The following is a 19726-nucleotide window of genomic DNA, read 5'->3' as shown; positions in this document are numbered from 1 at the left end:
GACGGGAGGCCCCGACCCGCACGAGGAGCAGCAGTGAGCACGATCGAATCGCACCCGGCAGGCGACAGCGGCCTGCGGGAACGCAAGAAGCAGCAGACCCGGCACGCGATCCACCAGGCCGCGCTGGCGCTGGTCTCCGAACGGGGCCTGGCCGGCGTCACGGTCGAGGAGATCTGCGCCGACGCCGGCGTCTCGCCGCGCACCTTCTTCAACTACTTCCCGTCGAAGGGCGACGCGGCACTCGGACTCCCCGAGAGCTCGGTGCCTGACACGGCACGGCAGGCGTTCCTGACCGCGGAGGGCCCGCTCGTGTCGGACCTCTGCGACCTCGTCGCCCGGACGGTGACACTGCCCACGGACCGCCGTCGCATGAAGGAACTCGTGCAGGCGCGACCGGAGATGGTGCCCGCGATGCTGCAGTGGATGGCGCGTGCCCGGCTCGCCGTGTTCACGGTCGCCGCCGAGCGCACCGACGTCGACTCCGCACGGACCGCGGTGACGCTCGTCATGGCGGCGCTCATCGAGTCCGCGCACCGCTTCGCCGACGGCTCGCGCGACGAGTTGGCGGACCGCCTCCGCGGCGTGGTGGCCGAGATGGGCCGGCTCGCCTCCGCCTGACACGCCGGGCGCCGCCCCGAGTCTCGCGCTGAGCGACAGGTCACGGGCCGCGGAGCACGAGAACCGTCGCTGACCCCGAGACTCGCCTCGGGCGGTGGGCGCGACCGTTTCGACCCATAGCGCGCGCCATGAGAGGCCGTTCCGCCCGTAGCGGGCCAGAACAACGGGCTCGCTACGCGCGGAACGGCCTCCTCCGCGCGGAACGACCCAAAGCACAGCCATCCGACGACTCGGCCCCGTTCGAGACCAGAACGTGACGAAGAGTTCTCTTGACGCGCGAGACATCCGATGTTTTGATTGCCTCGTTCGGTCGACGGAGACCGGACGGCAGGAGACACGAATGAGCCGCATCACCGGTCTGCACGTGCGCGACATCCGCTTCCCGACCTCTCGGGAGCACGACGGATCCGACGCCATGAACCCCGCGCCCGACTACTCCGCCGCGTACGTCGAGATCACGACCGACGCCCTGGACGGACACGTCGGCACCGGCTTCGTGTTCACGATCGGACGCGGCAACGAGGTGCAGGAAGCCGCGATCGCCGCCCTGCGCGGGCACGTCGTCGGCGCCGACGCCGAAGCGGTCCTCGCCGACATGGGCGGCACCTGGCGTGCGATGGTCCACGACTCGCAGCTGCGCTGGCTCGGCCCGGAGAAGGGCGTCATGCACATGGCGATCGGCGCCGTGGTGAACGCGCTCTGGGACCTCCGAGCCAAGCGCGCGGGGCAGCCGCTGTGGGCGCTGCTGGCGGACCTGAGCCCCGAGGAGCTCGTCGAGCTGGTGGACTTCCGGTACCTCACCGACGCGATCACCCCGGACGAGGCGCTCGAGCTGTTCCGGGCCGCCGAACCGCACCGTGCGACCCGTCGGGCCCGGCTCGAAGCGCAGGGCTACCAGGCGTACACGACGACCCCGGGCTGGCTCGGCTACGACGACGAGAAGCTCGCCCGGCTCTGCCGCGAGGCCGTCGACGAGGGCTTCGAGCAGATCAAGCTCAAGGTCGGCGGCGACGTCGACGAGGACGTCCGCCGGATGGGCATCGCCCGCGCCACGGTCGGCCCGGACATCTGCATCGCGGTCGATGCCAACCAGCGCTGGGACGTGGACGAGGCCGTCACCTGGATCGAGCGGCTGCGCCCGTTCGACCTCGCCTGGGTCGAGGAACCCACGAGCCCCGACGACGTCCTCGGGCACGCGGAGATCGCCCGGCGCATCGCCCCGATCCCCGTCGCGACCGGCGAGCACATGGCCAACCGGGTGATCGCGAAGCAGCTCATCCAGGCGGGGTCGATGTCGGTGCTCCAGATCGACGCCACCCGGGTCGCGGGGGTCAACGAGAACCTCGCGATCCTGCTGCTCGCCGCGAAGCACGGCGTCCGGGTGTGCCCGCACGCCGGCGGGGTCGGCCTGTGCGAGGCCGTGCAGCACCTGTCGATGTTCGACGCCGTCGCGCTGACCGGCGACCTCGACACCCGGTGCATCGAGTTCGTCGACCACCTGCACGAGCACTTCGTGACCCCGGTCGACGTCCACGACGGCCGCTACTGGCCGCCGACCGCTCCCGGAGCCGGCACCGAGATGCTCGCCGACTCCCTCGACGCCTACGCGTTCCCGGACGGCCCGGCCTGGGCCGTGGTCGACCCCGAGACGGTCCCCGACGCGGTCCGCGTCGCCTGATCCCACCCCACACACCCCATCACCACGACGAAGTGGAGACACCGATGCAACGACGACGCATCATCGCCGGACTCGCGGCAGCAGCTGCCGCGGCCCTCGTGCTCACCGGCTGTTCCTCCGGCAGCAGTGCCGGCGGCAGCCAGTCGAAGGACGCACTGACCTGGTCCATGTGGATCGCCGGGAAGGAGGACAAGGCCGCCTGGCAGAAGGTCGCCGACACCGTGAAGAGCGAGGACGGCATCACCCTGACGATCCAGGGTGCGCCGTTCGAGAACTACTTCACGAAGCTCAGCACGCAGTTGAGCGCGGGCGGCGCCCAGTGCGTCGTGAGCATGCAGTCCCTCCGCGCCGCGAACTACACGTCGTCGCTGCTGCCGCTCGACGACCTCGCCGAGAAGGACGGCACCGACCTGTCCGCGTTCGACAGCACCGCGCTCGACGGCATGAAGGTCGACGGGAAGCTCTACGGCCTGCCCTACGACACCGGCCCCATCATGATGTTCTACAACAAGGACGTCTTCGCGAAGGCCGGCGTGGCCGAGCCGAAGCCGGGGTGGACCGTCGACGACTTCGAGGCGGCCGGGGCCGCGCTGAAGGCCAAGGGCGTCACCATGTTCGGTTCGACGGTGGGCGACCTCAACCTCGAGTCGATGGTCTACGGCTACAACGGTGGTCGGGTCATCACGGAGTCCGGCAAGCTCGACGCGACGAACGCGAAGTTCGCGGACGGCCTCGACTGGCTCGCGTCGCTGGTGGAGAAGGGATACGCCACGCAGGCGTCCTCCGACTCGTCGACGCCGGGCAACGACTTCGCCGCCGGCAAGGTCGCGATGTACACCGACGGTCCGTGGTCGCTCATCAGCCAGAAGGCCAAGGTGTCGTTCGACCTCGGCGTCACGACGCTGCCCGCCGGCACGTCGGGTCCGTCGACCTTCGCTGCCGGCTCCGGCTTCGGTGTCTCGAAGCAGTGCAAGTACCCGGAGCAGGCGTTCAAGGCCGTCCAGACGATGACGAGCGAGAAGGTCCTGACGTCGCTCGCCGAAGCGGGACGGGCGTTCCCGGGGCGCACCGCCGCCCAGTCGGCGTGGTACTCGAGCGCCGGCATCGACGGCGCCGAGGCTGCGCTCAAGGCGGGACTCGCGAAGTCCTCGCCGCTCCTCGGGAACAAGCAGAGCGACCAGCTCTCCCAGCTGTTCACGCAGTACGCGCTGCAGGCGGTGAACGGGCAGACCTCCGGCAAGGAGACGATGTCCTCCATCGCCGGCCAGCTCGGCACGCAGTGACCAGCTGAACCAATGAGCGGACTGGAGGCCCGTTGCGGCCCCGCCACGGGCCTCCAGTCCGATCCATCCCCTGTTCAGGACCGCGCGAACGACGAGGAGGTCGTCGCATGACCACCATCCAGGACCCACCGGCCGAAGCGGCCGTCCCCGCGGTCGCGACCGCGGTCGCGGTCGGGACCGCCACCCCACGGCGGAAGGACGGCGAGGACACGAGCGCGCTCGGACGCCGCTCCTGGTGGGGCGCCGCCTTCGCCGCCCCGCACTCGATCGGCCTCGTCGTCTTCACCGCGTTCCCGATCGTCGCGTCCCTCGTCGTGAGCTTCATGAACTGGCCGATGCTCGGCGAACGCAGCTGGGCCGGCATCGAGAACTACGCCCGGCTCTTCGGCGACCCGGTCTTCCGCACCGTCGCGCTCAACACGGCGCTGTTCGTGGTGCTCTACGTGCCGCTCAACCTCGTCGTGTCGCTCGGGCTCGCCGCCTGGCTGACACCGCGGATCGCCGGCCGGCACGTCTTCCGCGTCCTGTTCTTCATCCCGACCATCACGCCGATCGTCGCGAACGTCGTGGTGTGGCGGATGCTGTACCAGCCCGGTGGCGCGATCGACGCGTCCCTGCAGTCCACCGTCGGCGTGCACGCGCCGAACTTCCTCGCCGACGAGCACTGGGCGATGCTCGCCATCGTCGCGATGAGCGTGTGGCAGGGCTTCGGCTACAACATGCTGATCTTCTCGGCGGCGCTCGACGCCGTGCCGGAGAACCAGATCGAGGCCTCGCAGCTCGACGGCGCGAACGCCTGGCAGACGTTCTGGGCCATCAAGTTCCCGCTCATCTCGCCGTCGGTCTTCTTCGCGACGATGATGACGCTGATCACCTCGTTCCAGGTGTTCGTCCAACCGTTCGTCCTGACGAAGGGCGGGCCGGGCACCGCGACGGAGACCCTCGTGCAGTACATCTACAACACCGGCTTCCAGAACCAGCAGCTCGGTCTGGCCTCGGCCGGCGCCTGGGTGCTGTTCGTCATCATCCTCGGGATCACGGCCATCCAGTTCCTCGGCCAGAAGCGGTGGGTGCACTATGAGTGAAGCAGTCCGCGGTCGCCTCGGCGCCACGACGTCGAACCGGACGGTCAACCCCCGCGCCGTGGCCCGGACCCGGTCGGTGCCCCGCCCCGGACGGGTGCGGCACGCGATCGGGTACGCCCTGCTCTGCCTCGTCGCGCTGCTGTTCGTCTCGCCGCTCATCTACATGGTGGCGACGAGCCTCAAGCCCGCCGACCAGGTGTTCACCACGCCGCCGACGCTCTGGGGCCGCTCGCTCGAGTGGGACAACTACGTGCAGGCGTTCACGTACCTGCCGTTCGCGCGGTTCATCCTCAACGGCGTCTTCGTGGCGGCCGTGGGGACCGCGATCAACGTCGCCGTCGCCGTGCTCTCCGGGTACGCGTTCTCCCGGCTGCGCTGGCGTGGACGGAACACCGTGTTCCTGCTGTTCCTCGTCACGTTGATGATCCCGCAGGACGTCCTCGTCATCCCGATGTACGTGATGATGCAGGGCTTCGGCTGGGTCGACACGTTCCAGGCGCTCATCATCCCGTGGGCGTTCACGGCGCTCGGGGCGTTCCTCATCCGGCAGTTCTTCCTCACCGTGCCGCAGGAGCTCGACGACGCCGCCCGGGTCGACGGAGCCGGCGCGATCCGGACGTTCTTCTCGGTGATGCTCCCGCTCGCCCACCCGACCATGGCCGTGCTCGCCGTGTTCTCGTTCATCTCCTACTGGAACTCGTTCCTCTGGCCGCTCGTCGTCGTGAACGACGTCGAGGCCCACGGCACCATCCCGCTCGGCCTGCAGCAGTTCTTCGGGCAGCAGGGCTCCGAGTGGAACCTCGTGATGGCAGCGTCGGTGATCTCGATGCTGCCCACCGTCATCCTGCTGATCCTGCTCCAGAAGCACCTCGTCAAGGGCATCGTCACCTCCGGCCTCGGCGGCCGGTGACACCCCTCCCCCCTCTGAAAGGAACACTGGCCTCATGACCATCACCGCACCTGCAGAGCCGCAGACCGCGACCGACGCGAGCGGCCTGCCCGCCTGGTTCACCCACGACCGGTTCGGCATGTTCATCCACTGGGGGCTGTACGCCCTGCCGGCACGGCACGAGTGGGTGAAGAACCGCGAACGGATCACCGACGCGGACTACCAGAAGTACTTCGACCACTTCGACCCGGACCTGTTCGACGCCGCCGACTGGGCCCGCCGTGCCCGCGAGGCGGGGATGAAGTACGTCGTCCTCACCACGAAGCACCACGAGGGCTTCGCGCTCTGGGACAGCGCCCTGACCGACTACAAGTCCACGAACACCCCGTTCGGCCGGGACATCGTGCGCGAGTTCGTCGACGCCGTCCGCGCCGAGGGACTGCGGGTCGGGTTCTACCACTCGCTCATCGACTGGCACCACCCGGACTTCACCGTCGACGGCGTGCACCCGCGGCGGGACGACGGCGACGCGGCGATCTCGGCGCTCAACGAAGGTCGCGACATGGCCCGCTACCGTTCGTACCTCCACGGGCAGGTGGAGGAGCTGCTGACCGACTACGGGCGGATCGACTACCTGTTCTACGACTTCTCGTACCGCGACAACGACCACGAGGACATCTGGGGCGGCAAGGGCCGCGATGACTGGGGGTCCTCGGAGCTGCTGGCGCTGACGAAGCGGCTCCAGCCCGGCATCATCGTCAACGACCGCCTCGACCTGCCCGGCGACATCGTCACACCCGAGCAGTACCAGCCGGACAAGCCGATGGAGGTCGACGGCGTCCAGGTGCCGTGGGAGGCCTGCCAGACCCTGAACGGCTCGTGGGGCTACGACCGCGACAACCTCAACGTGAAGAGCACCGACCTGCTGGTCCGCATGCTCGTCGACGGCGTCTCGAACAACGGGAACATGCTCCTCAACGTCGGACCCACCGGTCGCGGCGAGTTCGACGGGGTCGCGCGGTCGGCGCTCGCCGGGATCGGCGAGTGGATGCGTCGACACGACCGCTCGGTGTACGGCGCCGGACCGTCCTCGTTCACCGCGCCGGCCGGCACCGTGTACACGCAGCGTGGGGACCGGCTCTACTTGCACCTGTTCACGTGGCCCTTCGAGCACGTGCACCTGCCCGACCTGGCCGGGAAGGTGGCGTACGCGCAGCTGCTGAACGACGCGTCGGAGATTCACTACCGGGAGATCCCGGAGGGCACACGGGCGCAGAACACCGGGCTCGGCGGGCAGCCGGCGGGCACGCTGACGCTCACGCTGCCGATCGTGCGACCCGATGTCGCCGTGCCGGTGGTCGAACTGTTCCTGCGCGACTGATGCAGCGCATCCTGTCGAGGACCCGGCTGCGGGCGGGGAACGAGGCCGTGTACGACGCCGTGCACGCTTCGATCCCGCCCGCGCTCGCGGCCCGGCTTCGCGATGCCGGGGTGCACGACTGGACGGTGTGGCGGGACGGGCAGGACCTGGTCCACCTGATCGAGGTCGAGGACTACCGCGCGATGCGCCGGGCGCTCGCCGACGACCCGGTCAACGCGGAGTGGCAGGAGACGATCAACCCCCTGCTCGAAGCCGACGACGACTACTCGGGGAACGACGACGGCGTGCCGCGGGTCTGGTCCCTGGCGGACCAGGTGGACGCATGACGGACCTCGACCTCGACCGCGGGCCGTTCTGGTTCGGCGGTGCGGGCATCGGGAACCTGCTGCGGCCGGTGTCCGACGACGACGCGCGGGCCACGGTCGACGCAGCCTGGGACGCCGGTGTCCGCGGGTACGACACCGCACCGCACTACGGCCTCGGACTGTCCGAGCGCCGGCTCGGGGCGGCGCTCGCCGACCGCCCGCGCGACTCGTTCCTGGTGTCGACGAAGGTCGGGCGGTTGCTCGTCCCCGGGCGTGGCGACGGGAACGACCTGGCCTCCGGCGGGTTCGCGGTGCCGAACGACACCGTGCGGCAGTGGGACCCGTCGCCGATGGGCGTTCGGCGGTCACTGGACGAGTCGCTCGGACGGCTCGGACTCGACCGCGTCGACGTCGCGTACCTGCACGACCCCGACGTGTACTCGCTCGAGGACGGCCTGACGCAGGCGCTGCCGACGCTCGCCGAGCTGCGGGACGAGGGTGTCGTCCGGGCTGTCGGCGTCGGGTCGAACTCAGTCGAAGCCCTCGACGCGGCGGTGTCCACCGGGCTCTGCGACGTGGTCATGCTCGCGGGACGGTACACACTGCTCGAACAGCCGGCGGCGGACCTCGTCGACCGGTGCGCCTCGCTGGGGGTCGCGGTCGTCGCGGTCGGGGTCTACAACTCGGGACTACTCGGGCAGGACCGGCCGGACGCCACCGCGACGTACGACTACGCCACGGCTCCGGCGGCCCTCGTCGCCCGGGCGAACGCGATCGCCGACGTCTGCGAGCGGCACGGGGTCACCCTGCCCGAGGCGGCGCTGGCGTTCCCGCGCCGTGCTGCTGCGGTCGCCGCGATCGCCCTCGGTGCGCAGTCCGCCGAGCAGGTGCGCTCCAACGTCGAGCGGGCGGCGGCCGTCGTCCCGGAGTCCCTGTGGGAGGACCTGCGCGCCGCGGGCCTGCTCAGCGACTGAGCCCCGCACGACCAAAAGCACCCCGAACCGCACGGATGCGCGGTTCGGGGTGACTTCGGTCGTGCTGCGGGTCGTGCCCGGCGGGGTGCTGGTGCCTAGCGGGTCTTGGCGCTGCGACCCGAGAAGCGGATGTAGATGATCAGCACGATGATGGCGCCGATGATCGAACCGATGATGCCAGCCGGCTGGAAGAAGCCGTCCATCGGGTCGTGCTGGAAGATCAGGAACCCGAGGAACCCGCCCACGAACGAGCCGATGATGCCCAGCAGGATGGTCATGGGGATCGAGATGTGCTGCTTGCCGGGGACGACGAGCCGGGCGATGGCGCCGGCGATGAGTCCGACGATGATCAAGCTGATGATGAGACCGAGCACGGTTTCCTCCTCGTGGGTGCGGTTGCCGCGGCATGGTTGCCGGAGTCAGGGCCGACGCCCGACACAACACCCACCCACCTGCACGCGTTCTCGGTTTCAGTCGAGGGAGCGCCGCAACCAGCGCTCGACACCCTCGACGTGCGACACCACGAGCGCCTGCACGAGCTGCGGGTCCCGGCGTCGGATGGCGTCCACGATGGCGGCGTGCTCGTCGAGGGTGCGCTGCACCGAGCCGTTCTGCGTCAGGCCGCGCCACACCCGCACCCGCACGGTCTTGCTCGACAGGGCGTCGAGCAGGCCGGACAGGTACTGGTTGCCGCCGATGCCCGCGATCGTCGAGTGGAACAGCAGGTCGTGCGCGACGAGGTCCTCGACGCCGGTGTCCTCGCCGACGGACTGCATCAGCGTGGCGAGCTCGTCGATCTGCTGCTCCGAGGCCCGCGCGGTGGCCAGGACGGCTGACGCGGGCTCGAGGATGCGGCGGACCTCGAGCAGGTCGACGAGGGACCGGTCGTGGTGCATGTCGACGACGAACGACACGGCCTCGAGCAGGACGCCGGGTTCCAGCGACGTCACGTAGGTGCCGTCGCCGCGGCGGACGTCGAGCACGCGGATGAGCTCGAGAGCCTTCACCGCCTCGCGCAGGCTGTTCCGGGACAGGCCGAGCGACTCGCTCAGTTCCTTCTCGGGCGGGAGGCGCTGCCCGGGTTGGAGCTCACCGCTCACGATCATCTGCTGGATGCGTGCGATCGCATCGTCGGTCAGCGACGCCACGTCACCACCTCCTGATCCCGGCCCGCTCGCGGACGCGAGCCGACAGGTCGACGATAGCCGGGCCTCCCGGTCGTCACGGGCCGACCATCAGGCGGGCCGCAGCCGGAGGGCCTGCATCCCGCCGTCGACGGCCAGGTCGACGCCCGTCGTCGACCGGGCGAGCGGGCTCGTCAGGTAGGCGACCGCCTCGGCGACCTCCTCCGCCTGCACGAGCCGGCCGTGCGGCTGCCGGGCCTCGAGCGCTGCGCGTTCGGCGGCCGGGTCGCCCGCGGTGGACAGCAACCGCGCGACCCACGGGGTGTCGGCCGTGCCGGGGTTGACGGCGTTGACGCGGATGCCCTCGCGGATGTGGTCGGCGGCCATCGCGCGGGTCAGCGCGGCGATCGCACCCTTGGTCGCCGAGTAGAGCGCCCGCTGGGGCAGCCCGGCGGTGGCGGCGATCGAGCAGGTGTTCACGATGCTCGCGTTGCCCGACGCTCGCAGGTGGGGGAGCGCTGCACGCGACAGCCGGACGGCACCGAGGACGTTGACCTCGTACACGCGGCGCCACTCGTCGTCGTCGTTGTCCTCGACCGTGCCCTGTGCGCCGATGCCGGCGTTGTTGACCAGGACGTCGAGGCCGCCGAGATGCTCGACGGCGGTGGCGACGGCGGTGCGGACCGAGGCGTCGTCGCTGACGTCGCACGTGACCGAGAGGAACCCCTCGACGGTCGACGGCTGCAGGTCGAGCACGGCGACCGTCGCACCGCGGTCCTGCAGGGCGGCGGCGATCGCTGCGCCGATGCCGGACGCGCCGCCGGTGACGATCGCCCGGACGCCGTCGTGGCTGAGGGCGCTGCCGGCGCGGCCGGTGCCGGCGCGGCCGGAGCCGGCGCGGTCGGAGCCGGTGCCGCCGGTGCCGCCGGTGCCGCCGGTGCTGCCGGTTGCGTCCGCCATCAGGCTGCTCCGACCGTCTGGCGCTGCGAGCCGAGCCCGTCAGCGGTGAGCTCGACGACGTCGCCGGGCTGCAGGTAGGGCGCGTGTCCGGCCAGCGCGACGCCCGCCGGGGTCCCCGTGCTGATGACGTCGCCGGGGTACAGCACCATGAACTGCGACAGGTACCGGACGATCTCCACAGGCCGGAAGATCATGTCGGCGGTGGTGCCGTCCTGCCGGACCTCGCCGTTGACGGTCAGTCGGAGCGCGAGTGCCGCAGGGTCGAGGCCGGCGGCGGCGAGCGACCCGGGTGTCACCAGCCACGGCCCGAGCGGGTTGAAGGTCTCGCAGGACTTGCCCTTGTCCCACTGTCCACCGCGCTCGAGCTGGAACTCGCGCTCGGACACGTCGTTCGCGATGGCGTAGCCGGCGATGGAGGCCTCGGCGTCCGCATCGGTCTCGCAGTACCGAGCCGTGCGGCCGATGACGATCGCGAGCTCGATCTCCCAGTCGGTCTTCGTGCTGTTCCGGGGGATCAGGACCTCGTCGTCGGGGCCGATCACCGTCATCGGGTCCTTCATGAACACGATCGGTTCGGTGGGGATGTCGGCGCCGGTCTCGGCGGCGTGGTCGCGGTAGTTCAGGCCGATGCACACGACCTTGCCGGGGCGGGCGACCGGTGCCCCGCGCCGCATGGCGCCGGCCCGGTCCCGGCCGATGATCGTCAGGTCGCCGGCGCTGCGCGCGTGCTCGACGCGGCCGACCGGGTCCGAGGCCAGGAAGGCCCCGCTGATGTCACTGGTGATCGAGCGGAGGTCGAAGACCTCGCCGTCGATGTCGATGGCCACGGGGATCTCGCTCCCCACCGGGCCGAGTCGTGCGAACTGCATCGTTCCTCGCTCTCCGGCTGCGCCAGTGCAGCCAGAAACATCCTATGTCTGCGTGGTCATCGGGACAAGGTAGATGCGCTCAGCGGTGCCGCTGAAGACGGCCTCGTGCTCGGTCGTCGACAGGTCGGCGAGTGCGCCCGTGGTCCGCTGCACGACCTCGGCGTACCCGGTCGCCAGGGTCGACACCGGCCAGTCCGAGCCGAACAGCGACCGTTCGGGACCGAACTGCTCCACGACCTCGCGGACGTACCGGTCGACCGGGCGGTCGCGCCAGTCCGGGCCAGCCTCGGTGAACAGGCCGGAGACCTTGCACGTGACGTTCGGGCGTGCGGCGAAGTCGGTCATCCGTCCGCGCCAGGCCGCCGCCGACTCGGCATCGTCGTGCGCGATGTCCGGCTTGCCGGCGTGGTCCAGCACGAATGATGCCTCGGGGACGGCGTCGACCAGGGTCAGCGCAGCGGCGTGCTCCCGCGCTCGGACGAGGACGTCGAACACCAGGCCGGCACCAGCGAGGGCGCGCACCCCGCGGGCGACGTCCGGGCGGGCGAGCCAGCCCGGATCCGGTTCGTCCTGCGCCTGGTGCCGGATGCCCGCCAGACGCTGCCCGCCCGGCAGCGCACGGACGGCGGCGATCCGGTCGGCCACGTCCGGCGCGGTGAGGTCCACCCAGCCGACGACGCCCGCGACCGGTCCGGGCTGTTCGAGCAGCCAGGCGGTCTCGCCGGGATCGTGCACGGCCTGCACGACGATGGTCCGCGTCACGCCGGTGTCCCGCGTCGCCGCTCGGAGGTCGTCCACGTCGAACCGGCGGCGGATCGGGGCGACGGAGTCGTCCATCCAGGGGTACGACCGGTCGGCGGGGTCCCAGAGGTGGTGGTGAGCGTCGATGATCACGCCCTCATGATGCCCGATTCATCCGATGTCCGCCCGGCGCGCAGGTGCAGCGTTCCCTCGAGACTCGGGGTGGGCGACAGAACTCGGGCTCGGAGCCCCGAGACGAGTCGCTCAGCCCGAGTCTCGGGGCGAGCTGCCCGAGTCTCGGGCCGAGCCGCAGCTCAGACGGCGCCGGAGGCCTCGAGCTCGGCGCGCAGCTCGGCGTCCGACGGCTCGACGAAGTGCTTGCCGTTCGGCAGCACCACGACGGGGATGTTCTTCCGCCCGCTGATCGCCTCGGCTCGGTCGGCCGCCGACAGGTCCTGCTCGACGTCGACGTACTCGTAGTCGACGCCGAGGGTGTCGAGCAGCGCCTTGGACCGGCGGCAGTCGCGGCACCAGTCCGCACCGAACATCGTCACCTTGTCGAACACTCCGGTCGTGGATGCATCGCTCATGCCCAGAGAGTACGTCGGCGGACCCCCGCGCATTCCCTACGATTGGGGCATGCCGCCAGGACCCGACCCCGAGACGCGATCCTGGGCGTCGGCAGCAGTCCGACGCTTCGCCGCGGTCACGAACCTGCTCGTCGCAGCCCGCCGGTTCCGCATCGTCGGTGGCGACCCCCGCGACACCGCGGCACTGCACGGGCTGCTCACCGGACTCGGTGCCCGTCCGGCCGCGGAGCACGAGCCGATCGACCAGCTCTGGTGCCTCGGTTCCCCCGACGACTCCACCCCCGTCATCGAGCGCGAGGCGGACCGCCCCCGCGGCGCCACGCTCATCGTGATCGACGCCGGCCGGCACCTGCCCGCCGTCGACGAGGACGCCTTCGGCCCCGTCGTCACCGCCCGCCCCGGCGTGCTCGGCGTCCCGATGCTCTCCGACGACGTCTTCCTCGTCTCCACCGGTCGCGACCCCGAGGACGACCCGGCCGCCGACGCCCGGCTGCGCTGGGCGCGACGCTCGATGCCCGTCTCGCGCGCGGTCGCCGCCGAACTCCGCGACGGCGGACTGCTCCGCGGCACCCGCATCGGCGTCGCGATGTTCCTCGAGCCGAAGACCGCGGTGCTGAGCCTGCTCCTCCGCGACGCTGGTGCCGAGGTCGTCGTCTACGCGCACGCCGACGAGACCGACGACGCCGTGGCCGCGTCGCTCCGGGCAGCGGGGCTCACGGTGCACGCGAACAGCACGGCGTCGCTGCCGGAGCAGAAGGCGCTCGCCCTCGCGATGCTCGACACCCGGCCGCACATCCTGCTCGACGACGGTTCCCACGTCATCCGACTCGCCCACCAGGAGCGTCCGGACCTGCTGCCGACGATGCTCGGCGCGGCCGAGGAGACCACGAGCGGCCTCCGACCCCTGCGCGTGATGGCGTCGCGGGGCGAGCTCTACATCCCCGTGGTCGCCGTCAACGACGCCCGCACCAAGACGTTCTTCGACAACCGGTACGGCACCGGGCAGTCGACGGTGTTCGCGGCGCTCGACCTGGTCGACGGGCTCCCGTCCGGCACGCACCGAGTGCGGTCGGGAGGCGCGGCGGTCGTCGCCGGGTTCGGGCACGTCGGCGAAGGGGTCGCGCTGGTGCTGTCCGCCCTCGGTCTCCGGGTCACGGTCGCCGAGACGGATCCCGTGCGCGCCCTGCAGGCGCTGTTCGCCGGCCACGCCGTCGCGCCGCTCGCCGAGGCCGTGCAGGACGCCGACCTCGTGGTGAGCGCCACCGGGGTCGCCGACACCATCGACCTGCGGGTGCTGCGCTCGTGCGCGGACGGGGCCGTCGTCGCCGTCGCGGGCGGGGTCGACCACGAGGTCGCGCTCGACGACGCCCGCGCCGCCGGAGCCGAACTGCGGCCAGTGGGCCCGAAGGCCGAACGCCTCGTGTTCCCCGACGCCGAGGGCGGACCGATCGTGCTCGACCGCGGCGGCTGCATCAACATCACGGCGGCCGAGGGCAACCCGATCGAGATCATGGACCTGTCCTTCGCCGCGCAGCTCGGGGCCGTCCGCATCCTGCTCGAGCGGGGCGACGAACTCGAGCGAGCCGTCGTGCCCATCGACCCCGCGGTCGACGACGCGACCGCCCGCGTGGCGCTCGCCGCGTTCGGAGCGCGCCCCGTTCCTCCCGGCCTTCCAGCCGAACACCCTGCGGACCGCGAGCCGGACGTCCGGACGCGTCGTTTCGGAGACCCCGCATGAGCGCCGCGCCCCCGAGCGCCGCGCACCCGCGTGCCGACCACTCCGTCGTCGTGCACTCGGCGCGCGTCGTCGTGCCGATGACCGCGCCCCCGATCGCCGACGGCGCCGTCGCCGTGCAGGACGGCCGCATCCTGCACGTCGGCGACCGGTCGTGGGTCGTCGACCAGCTCGCCGGCTCGGGTGCGACGTTCACCGAACGGCAGTGGCGAGGGGCCCTCCTGCCGGGCCTCGTCAACGCGCACTCGCACCTGCAGTACACCGGCATGGCCAGTGTCGGACGCCGCCAGTACGACGGATTCGAGGACTGGGCGGTCGCGTTCAACGAGGACTACGCCGAACCCCACGACTGGCGGGCCGAGGCTGCGGCCGGTGCCGAGGCGTCGATCCTCGCCGGCGTGACGAGCATCGCGGACATCGTCACCGACATCGAGGCCTCCACCGCGCTCGAGACGTACGGGCTCGGCGGCATCGCCTACTGGGAGGTGATGGACTGGGAGAACGACGCCTGGCAGTCGCACGGCCGCGACCAGGTGCTCGACGAACTCGCCCGGATCCCGACCACCCCCGGCGCCGGGCTGTCACCGCACGCGCCGTACTCGCTCGACGTCGCGCCCCTGCTCGAGCTCCCCGACATCGTCCGGCAGCGCGGACTCCGGCTGCACCTGCACCTGGGCGAGGCCGCCTTCGAGGGTGAGCGCATCGCCCTGGGGCCGGTCCCCGGACTGGACGGCGTCGACGGCGTCGGCCACGGCAACGACTGGCACCTGGCGAACGTGCCCTCGTTCCGGGCGCTGCGAGCCCTGGGCTTCGGCGCGAGTGCCACCGCGTTCGTCGACCGGCTCGGGGTACTCGGCCCGGACTGCCACATCGCGCACGGCGTCTACATGACCGCTGCCGACCGGGCGCTCCTGCGCGCTCGCGGCACCGCCGTCGCACTGTGCCCGCGGTCGAACGCCGTCATCGGCCTCGACCCGCCGCCCGTCGCCGACTACCTGCGCGAGGGCAGCCCGATCGCCATCGGCACCGACTCGCTGTCGTCGTCGCCGTCCCTCGACCTGATGGCCGACGTCACCGCCCTGCACCGGATCGCCCGTGCCCAGGGGTACGGTCACCGGGACCTGCACGAGCGCTTGCTCTCCGCCGCGACCCTCGGCGGTGCACACGCCATGGGACTCGCCGTCGGCCCGGACCGCATCGGCCACCTCGCCGTGGGGGCCCGCGCCGACCTGGCCGTCTTCGACGTCGACGCCCGGACCGTGCCCGACGCACTCGCCGAGCTCGTCGAGGACGGTGCCGGGCGTGCGTCCGCAACCGTCATCCGCGGGGTCGTCCGGGCCGTCGACGGAGCGCTGACCGGCGTGCCCACGTCATCGCCCGACCGCCCTGCCCGCCCTGTCATCCCTGTGGAGGAATCATGACCGAGACCGCACCCCGCCCCGGCATGGCCGCCCGTCGCACCGTCGACGGCGAACTGATCGAGTGGCTCGACGTGCCGAAGCGCGCCGTCGCCCTCGGCATGGAGCCGCACCCCGAGGGCGGTTGGTACGTCCGCACCTGGACCTCGCCGGCCACGGTGACGACACCCGCTGGGGACCGCCCCGCCGCGACCCTGATCCACTTCCTGCTGCCCCCGGGCGAGGCCTCGGCCTGGCACCGGGTGACGAGCGACGAGATCTGGATGTGGCACGGTCCGGACACCGTCGAGCTCGAACTCGGCGGCTCCGACGATGCTCCCGAGCCCGGTGCGCGGATCACCCTCGGGCCCGACGCCGGTCGTGACCGGGTGAACGACGCGCAGGCGTTCGTGCGCGGTGGCGTGTGGCAGCGGACGATCCCGAACGACGGCGAGGTGCTGCTGAGCTGCCTCGTGTCGCCCGGGTTCTCGTTCGACGACTTCACGATGGCGGACGAGGCCGAGTAGTACCGCGACTCCGTTTCGCGTTGGTATCCCACCGCGAAGTACACTTCGACCTGCCCCCAACCCCCTCGCACGAAGGCCCGACCGTGACCCGATCCCTCCGCCTCACCCTCGCCGTCGCAACAGCCGCGGTCGCCGCCCTCGCCCTGACGTCGTGCGCCGCCGGCAGCGGCAGCAACGAAGACGGCACCGTCACCGACGGCAAGCTGACGATCGCCACCGGTGAGCCGGCGTACTCGCCGTGGATCGAGGACAACAAGCCGGAGTCCGGCAAGGGCTTCGAGTCCGCCGTGGCCTACGCGGTCGCGAAGGAGATGGGCTACAGCAAGTCCGACGTCGTGTGGAAGCGCAGCACCTTCGACAGCGCGATCGCACCGGGTCCGAAGGACTGGGACCTCAACGTCCAGCAGTTCTCGATCGACGCCAAGCGCAAGAAGGCCGTCGACATGTCGAGCGCCTACTACACGACGACGCAGGCCGTGGTGACGACCAGCACCTCGAAGGCCGTCGACGACACGAGCATCGCCGCGCTGAAGAAGGACGCGATCGGCGTCGCCACCGGGTCCACGTCGATCGCCAGCGTGAAGAGCGTGCTGGGGGTCACTCCGCAGGTCTTCAACTCGAACGACGACGCCGTGCTCGCACTGAAGTCGGGCCAGATCGACGCGATCGTCACCGACCTGCCGACGGCGTTCTACATGGCGGCAGCGCAGCTCGACGACGGCACGGTGTCGGCGCAGTTCCCGTCGGACGGCAAGGGCGACCAGTTCGGCTTCGTCCTGCCGAAGGGCTCGGAGCTCACGAGCAAGGTGGACAAGGCGCTCAAGTCGCTGACGGACGACGGCACGCTCGAGGACCTGCAGACCAAGTGGCTCTCCTCGGAGACCAACACCCCGGTCCTGAAGTAACCGCATGACCGTGCCAGCAGGCGCCGGTACCGCGGTCGCCGCAGCCGCGCCGAGCCAGGTCGAGGCCGAGCGGCGGCTCTACCGTCGGCAGCGTGGACGCCGGTCGATCGTGGTGTCGGTGGTGTCGACGCTCGTGGTGATCGCGATCGCCTACTTCGGTGTCGTGAACACCCCCGGCTGGGCAGCGGTCCAGCAGTCGTTCTTCGACCCGCAGACCGCGATCGACAGCTTCCCGGACATCCTGCTGGGCCTCTGGCTGAACGTGCGCATCCTGTTCTTCAGTGCCATCGGCGTCGCCGTGTTCGGTACCCTGCTCGCCGTGGTGCGGGGCCTGCGGAACCCGGTCTTCTTCCCGCTGCGGATGCTCGCCACCGGGTACACGGACCTGTTCCGCGGCCTGCCGCTCATCATCGTGCTGTACCTGGTCGGCTACGGGATCCCCGGTCTCGGGGTGTTCCCGCGGCTGCCCGCCGAGGTCTGGGGCACGATCGCGATCGTCCTGACGTACTCGTCGTACATCGCCGAGGTCCTGCGTGCCGGCATGGAGGCCGTGCACCCCTCGCAGCGTCTGGCCGCGCGGTCGCTCGGGCTCTCGCACGCCAAGACGCTGCGGCTCGTGGTGCTGCCGCAGGCGATCCGCAAGGTCACACCGGCACTGATGAACGACTTCGTCTCGATGCAGAAGGACGTCGGTCTGGTGTCGATCCTCGGCGCCGTCGACGCGGTCCGTTCGGCGCAGATCGCGCAGGCGGAGACCTACAACTTCACGCCGTACTTCGTCGCGGGGCTGCTGTTCGTGGTGATCAGTCTGCCGCTGATCCGCGTCACGGACGCGATCGCGCGCCGCCAGCAGCGGCGCGAGCAGATCGGAGGGACCGTATGAGCGAGGTCGGCCAGGAGGCCCGTGGTGCGTCGGGTGCGGACGCTGCGGTCCTCGAACTGCGCGGGTTGCGCAAGGCCTTCGGCGAGCAGGAGGTCCTGCGCGGCATCGACCTGACGCTGCACCGCCACGAGGTCATCTGCGTCATCGGGGCGTCCGGCTCGGGCAAGTCGACCCTGCTCAAGACGGTGAACCTGCTCGAGGGCATCGACGACGGCGAGATCCTGCTGCAGGGGACCGACATCGTCGATCCCCGCATCGCCGTCGACGGCGTCCGGGCGCGGATCGGCGTGGTCTTCCAGCAGTTCAACCTGTTCCCGCACATGCGCGTGCTCGACAACGTGACGCTTGCCTCACGGCAGGTGCACGGCGTGGGCCGGGCCGAGGCGGAGGCGACCGCGCGTCGGCTGCTCGAACGGATCGGGCTCGCGGAGTTCGCCGACGCGTACCCGGACCGGCTCTCCGGCGGCCAGCAGCAGCGTGTGGCCATCGTCCGGGCGATCGCGTCCGACCCCGAGCTCCTGCTGCTCGACGAGGTCACGAGCGCGCTCGACCCCCAGCTCGTCGGTGAGGTGCTCGACCTGGTCACCGAGCTGAAGCGGCAGGGGTCGACGATCCTGATGACCACGCACGAGATGCACTTCGCACGGAACGTGGCCGACCGGATCGTGTTCCTGCACCGGGGCGAGGTCGTCGAGCAGGGCGTCCCCGCCGAGGTCCTGGACGCCCCGCAGCACCCGGCGCTGGTCGAGTTCCTCTCCCGCGTCCACGCCTAGAGCGTCAGCAGCACCTTCCCGACGACCTCGCCGTCGCGGACCTTCCGGTGCGCCTCCTCGACGTCGGCGAGCGGCAGGACGGTGTCGATCACCGGTCGGACGCTGCCGTCGGCGACGAAGGGCCAGACGTGCTCACGGACGGCGGCGACGATCGCGGCCTTCTCGGCGAGCGGCCGGGCGCGCAGGGTCGTCCCGCTGATCGACGCCCGCTTCCGCATCAGCGCGCTGAGGTCGAGCTCGGCGGTGCTGCCGCTGCCCGAGGCGATGACGGCGATGTGCCCGTTGGGTGCGAGGGCCTGCAGGTTCCGCGCCAGGTACGACGGTCCGACGACGTCGAGCACCACGTCGACCCCGACGCCGTCCGTGAACGCCAGGACGCGCTCCACGAAGTCCTCGGCGCGGTGGTCGACCACCAGGTCCGCGCCGAGGTCACGCGACGCCTGGACCTTGCGGTCACCGCCGCTCGTCGCGATGACCGTGGCGCCGAGGGCCTTCGCCCACAGGACGGCGTGCGAGCCCATGCCGCCGGTGCCTCCGTGCACGAGCAGCGTCTGGCCGGGGCGGAGTCCGGCGAGCATGCCGATGTTCGAGTACACGGTGCAGGCGGCTTCGGGCAGGCCGGCAGCCTCGACCAGGTCGACCGAGTCGGGGACCGGCAGCACCTGCGTCGCGGGAGCCACGACGAGCGAGGCGTAGCCGCCGCCGGACAGCAGGGCGCACACGCGGTCGCCGACGGCCACCGAGGTCACCCCCTCGCCGAGGGCCCGGACGGTGCCGGAGACCTCGAGCCCGAGGATCTCCGAGGCCCCGGGCGGCGGCGGGTAGTTCCCCGCGCGCTGCTGCAGGTCGGCGTTGTTCACCCCGGCGGCAGCGACCTCGATGAGCACCTCACCCGCGGCGGGCACCGGGTCGGGCAGGTCGGTCACGGACATGGTGGTGTCGTCGAACGTGATGGCGCGCATGCCCTCGACGGTACGCCGGGCGGCCGGTCATCCTGTGAGTGCCCCAT

General features: G+C 71.1%; 21 protein-coding genes. 14 read left to right on the top strand and 7 right to left on the bottom strand.

Features of this window, described 5'->3' with window-relative positions; all coding sequences use genetic code 11:
* The first annotated feature begins 33 nt into the window (after window positions 1–33).
* The 8 genes from ABH929_RS16130 (at window position 34) to ABH929_RS16095 (ending at window position 8213) form a co-directional block, all read left to right on the top strand.
* Window positions 34–618 (top strand): TetR/AcrR family transcriptional regulator, encoded by a 585-nt coding sequence (locus tag ABH929_RS16130; RefSeq protein WP_205463188.1) that lies wholly within the window; start codon window positions 34–36, stop codon window positions 616–618.
* 340 nt (window positions 619–958) lie between these two features.
* Window positions 959–2296, top strand: coding sequence for an enolase C-terminal domain-like protein (locus tag ABH929_RS16125; protein WP_404561908.1), 1338 nt, complete (start codon window positions 959–961; stop codon window positions 2294–2296).
* Window positions 2297–2340: 44 nt separating this feature from the next.
* Complete coding sequence (locus tag ABH929_RS16120) at window positions 2341–3579, top strand: ABC transporter substrate-binding protein (protein ID WP_404561907.1); 1239 nt, start codon at window positions 2341–2343, stop codon at window positions 3577–3579.
* A 107-nt stretch (window positions 3580–3686) separates the two neighbouring features.
* Complete coding sequence (locus tag ABH929_RS16115; RefSeq protein ID WP_404561906.1) at window positions 3687–4664, top strand: carbohydrate ABC transporter permease; 978 nt, start codon at window positions 3687–3689, stop codon at window positions 4662–4664.
* Window positions 4657–5574 carry a carbohydrate ABC transporter permease gene (locus ABH929_RS16110; protein ID WP_404561905.1) on the top strand — a complete coding sequence of 306 codons (918 nt, stop codon included), beginning with the start codon at window positions 4657–4659 and terminating at the stop codon, window positions 5572–5574. The genes ABH929_RS16115 and ABH929_RS16110 overlap by 8 nt, the downstream gene beginning before the upstream one ends.
* Before the next feature lie 34 nt (window positions 5575–5608).
* Window positions 5609–6934: an alpha-L-fucosidase gene (locus tag ABH929_RS16105; protein WP_404561904.1), complete on the top strand. Its 1326-nt coding sequence runs from the start codon at window positions 5609–5611 to the stop codon at window positions 6932–6934.
* On the top strand, window positions 6934–7260 hold the full coding sequence (locus tag ABH929_RS16100) for an L-rhamnose mutarotase (protein ID WP_263054752.1): 327 nt from the start codon (window positions 6934–6936) through the stop codon (window positions 7258–7260). The genes ABH929_RS16105 and ABH929_RS16100 overlap by 1 nt, the downstream gene beginning before the upstream one ends.
* Complete coding sequence (locus ABH929_RS16095; RefSeq protein WP_404561903.1) at window positions 7257–8213, top strand: aldo/keto reductase; 957 nt, start codon at window positions 7257–7259, stop codon at window positions 8211–8213. The genes ABH929_RS16100 and ABH929_RS16095 overlap by 4 nt, the downstream gene beginning before the upstream one ends.
* Before the next feature lie 95 nt (window positions 8214–8308).
* Here ABH929_RS16095 and ABH929_RS16090 read toward each other — a convergent pair whose 3' ends face one another.
* The 6 genes from ABH929_RS16090 to ABH929_RS16065 all read right to left on the bottom strand — a co-directional run bounded on the left by ABH929_RS16090 (window position 8309) and on the right by ABH929_RS16065 (window position 12497).
* A complete protein-coding gene (locus tag ABH929_RS16090) occupies window positions 8309–8587 on the bottom strand; it encodes a GlsB/YeaQ/YmgE family stress response membrane protein (protein WP_123936825.1) in 279 nt (92 codons plus the stop codon).
* A 96-nt stretch (window positions 8588–8683) separates the two neighbouring features.
* Window positions 8684–9361 carry a FadR/GntR family transcriptional regulator gene (locus tag ABH929_RS16085; protein WP_111086323.1) on the bottom strand — a complete coding sequence of 226 codons (678 nt, stop codon included), beginning with the start codon at window positions 9359–9361 and terminating at the stop codon, window positions 8684–8686.
* Window positions 9362–9448: 87 nt separating this feature from the next.
* Entirely contained in the window at window positions 9449–10297 is an 849-nt protein-coding gene (locus tag ABH929_RS16080) for an SDR family NAD(P)-dependent oxidoreductase (RefSeq protein WP_404561902.1), read from the bottom strand.
* Window positions 10297–11166 carry a fumarylacetoacetate hydrolase family protein gene (locus ABH929_RS16075; RefSeq protein WP_404561901.1) on the bottom strand — a complete coding sequence of 290 codons (870 nt, stop codon included), beginning with the start codon at window positions 11164–11166 and terminating at the stop codon, window positions 10297–10299. Before ABH929_RS16075 ends, ABH929_RS16080 begins: the two co-directional genes overlap by 1 nt.
* A gap of 42 nt (window positions 11167–11208) precedes the next feature.
* Complete coding sequence (locus ABH929_RS16070) at window positions 11209–12060, bottom strand: amidohydrolase family protein (protein WP_404561900.1); 852 nt, start codon at window positions 12058–12060, stop codon at window positions 11209–11211.
* A gap of 161 nt (window positions 12061–12221) precedes the next feature.
* Window positions 12222–12497: a glutaredoxin domain-containing protein gene (locus ABH929_RS16065; RefSeq protein ID WP_205463178.1), complete on the bottom strand. Its 276-nt coding sequence runs from the start codon at window positions 12495–12497 to the stop codon at window positions 12222–12224.
* 49 nt (window positions 12498–12546) lie between these two features.
* Here ABH929_RS16065 and ABH929_RS16060 point away from each other — a divergent pair, with 49 nt between their 5' ends.
* From ABH929_RS16060 to ABH929_RS16035, 6 genes are all read left to right on the top strand, one after another.
* Window positions 12547–14235: an adenosylhomocysteinase gene (locus tag ABH929_RS16060; RefSeq protein ID WP_404561899.1), complete on the top strand. Its 1689-nt coding sequence runs from the start codon at window positions 12547–12549 to the stop codon at window positions 14233–14235.
* On the top strand, window positions 14232–15653 hold the full coding sequence (locus ABH929_RS16055; protein ID WP_240347447.1) for an amidohydrolase family protein: 1422 nt from the start codon (window positions 14232–14234) through the stop codon (window positions 15651–15653). Before ABH929_RS16060 ends, ABH929_RS16055 begins: the two co-directional genes overlap by 4 nt.
* Window positions 15650–16156: a cupin domain-containing protein gene (locus ABH929_RS16050; RefSeq protein ID WP_404561898.1), complete on the top strand. Its 507-nt coding sequence runs from the start codon at window positions 15650–15652 to the stop codon at window positions 16154–16156. Before ABH929_RS16055 ends, ABH929_RS16050 begins: the two co-directional genes overlap by 4 nt.
* An 83-nt stretch (window positions 16157–16239) precedes the next feature.
* A complete protein-coding gene (locus tag ABH929_RS16045; protein ID WP_404561897.1) occupies window positions 16240–17061 on the top strand; it encodes an ABC transporter substrate-binding protein in 822 nt (273 codons plus the stop codon).
* A gap of 4 nt (window positions 17062–17065) precedes the next feature.
* Complete coding sequence (locus ABH929_RS16040) at window positions 17066–17944, top strand: amino acid ABC transporter permease (protein ID WP_205463175.1); 879 nt, start codon at window positions 17066–17068, stop codon at window positions 17942–17944.
* Window positions 17941–18717 carry an amino acid ABC transporter ATP-binding protein gene (locus tag ABH929_RS16035; RefSeq protein ID WP_404561896.1) on the top strand — a complete coding sequence of 259 codons (777 nt, stop codon included), beginning with the start codon at window positions 17941–17943 and terminating at the stop codon, window positions 18715–18717. Before ABH929_RS16040 ends, ABH929_RS16035 begins: the two co-directional genes overlap by 4 nt.
* On the opposite strand, the gene ABH929_RS16030 is transcribed toward ABH929_RS16035, so the two are convergent.
* Entirely contained in the window at window positions 18714–19679 is a 966-nt protein-coding gene (locus ABH929_RS16030; RefSeq protein ID WP_404561895.1) for an NAD(P)H-quinone oxidoreductase, read from the bottom strand. The genes ABH929_RS16035 and ABH929_RS16030 overlap by 4 nt on opposite strands.
* Window positions 19680–19726 lie beyond the last annotated feature (47 nt).

The sequence above is a fragment of the Curtobacterium sp. AB7 genome, from assembly GCF_044909335.1.
Lineage (GTDB): Bacteria > Actinomycetota > Actinomycetes > Actinomycetales > Microbacteriaceae > Curtobacterium.
Note: the sequence above shows the minus strand (reverse complement) of the source record. Positions and strands in the feature narration are given on the sequence as shown.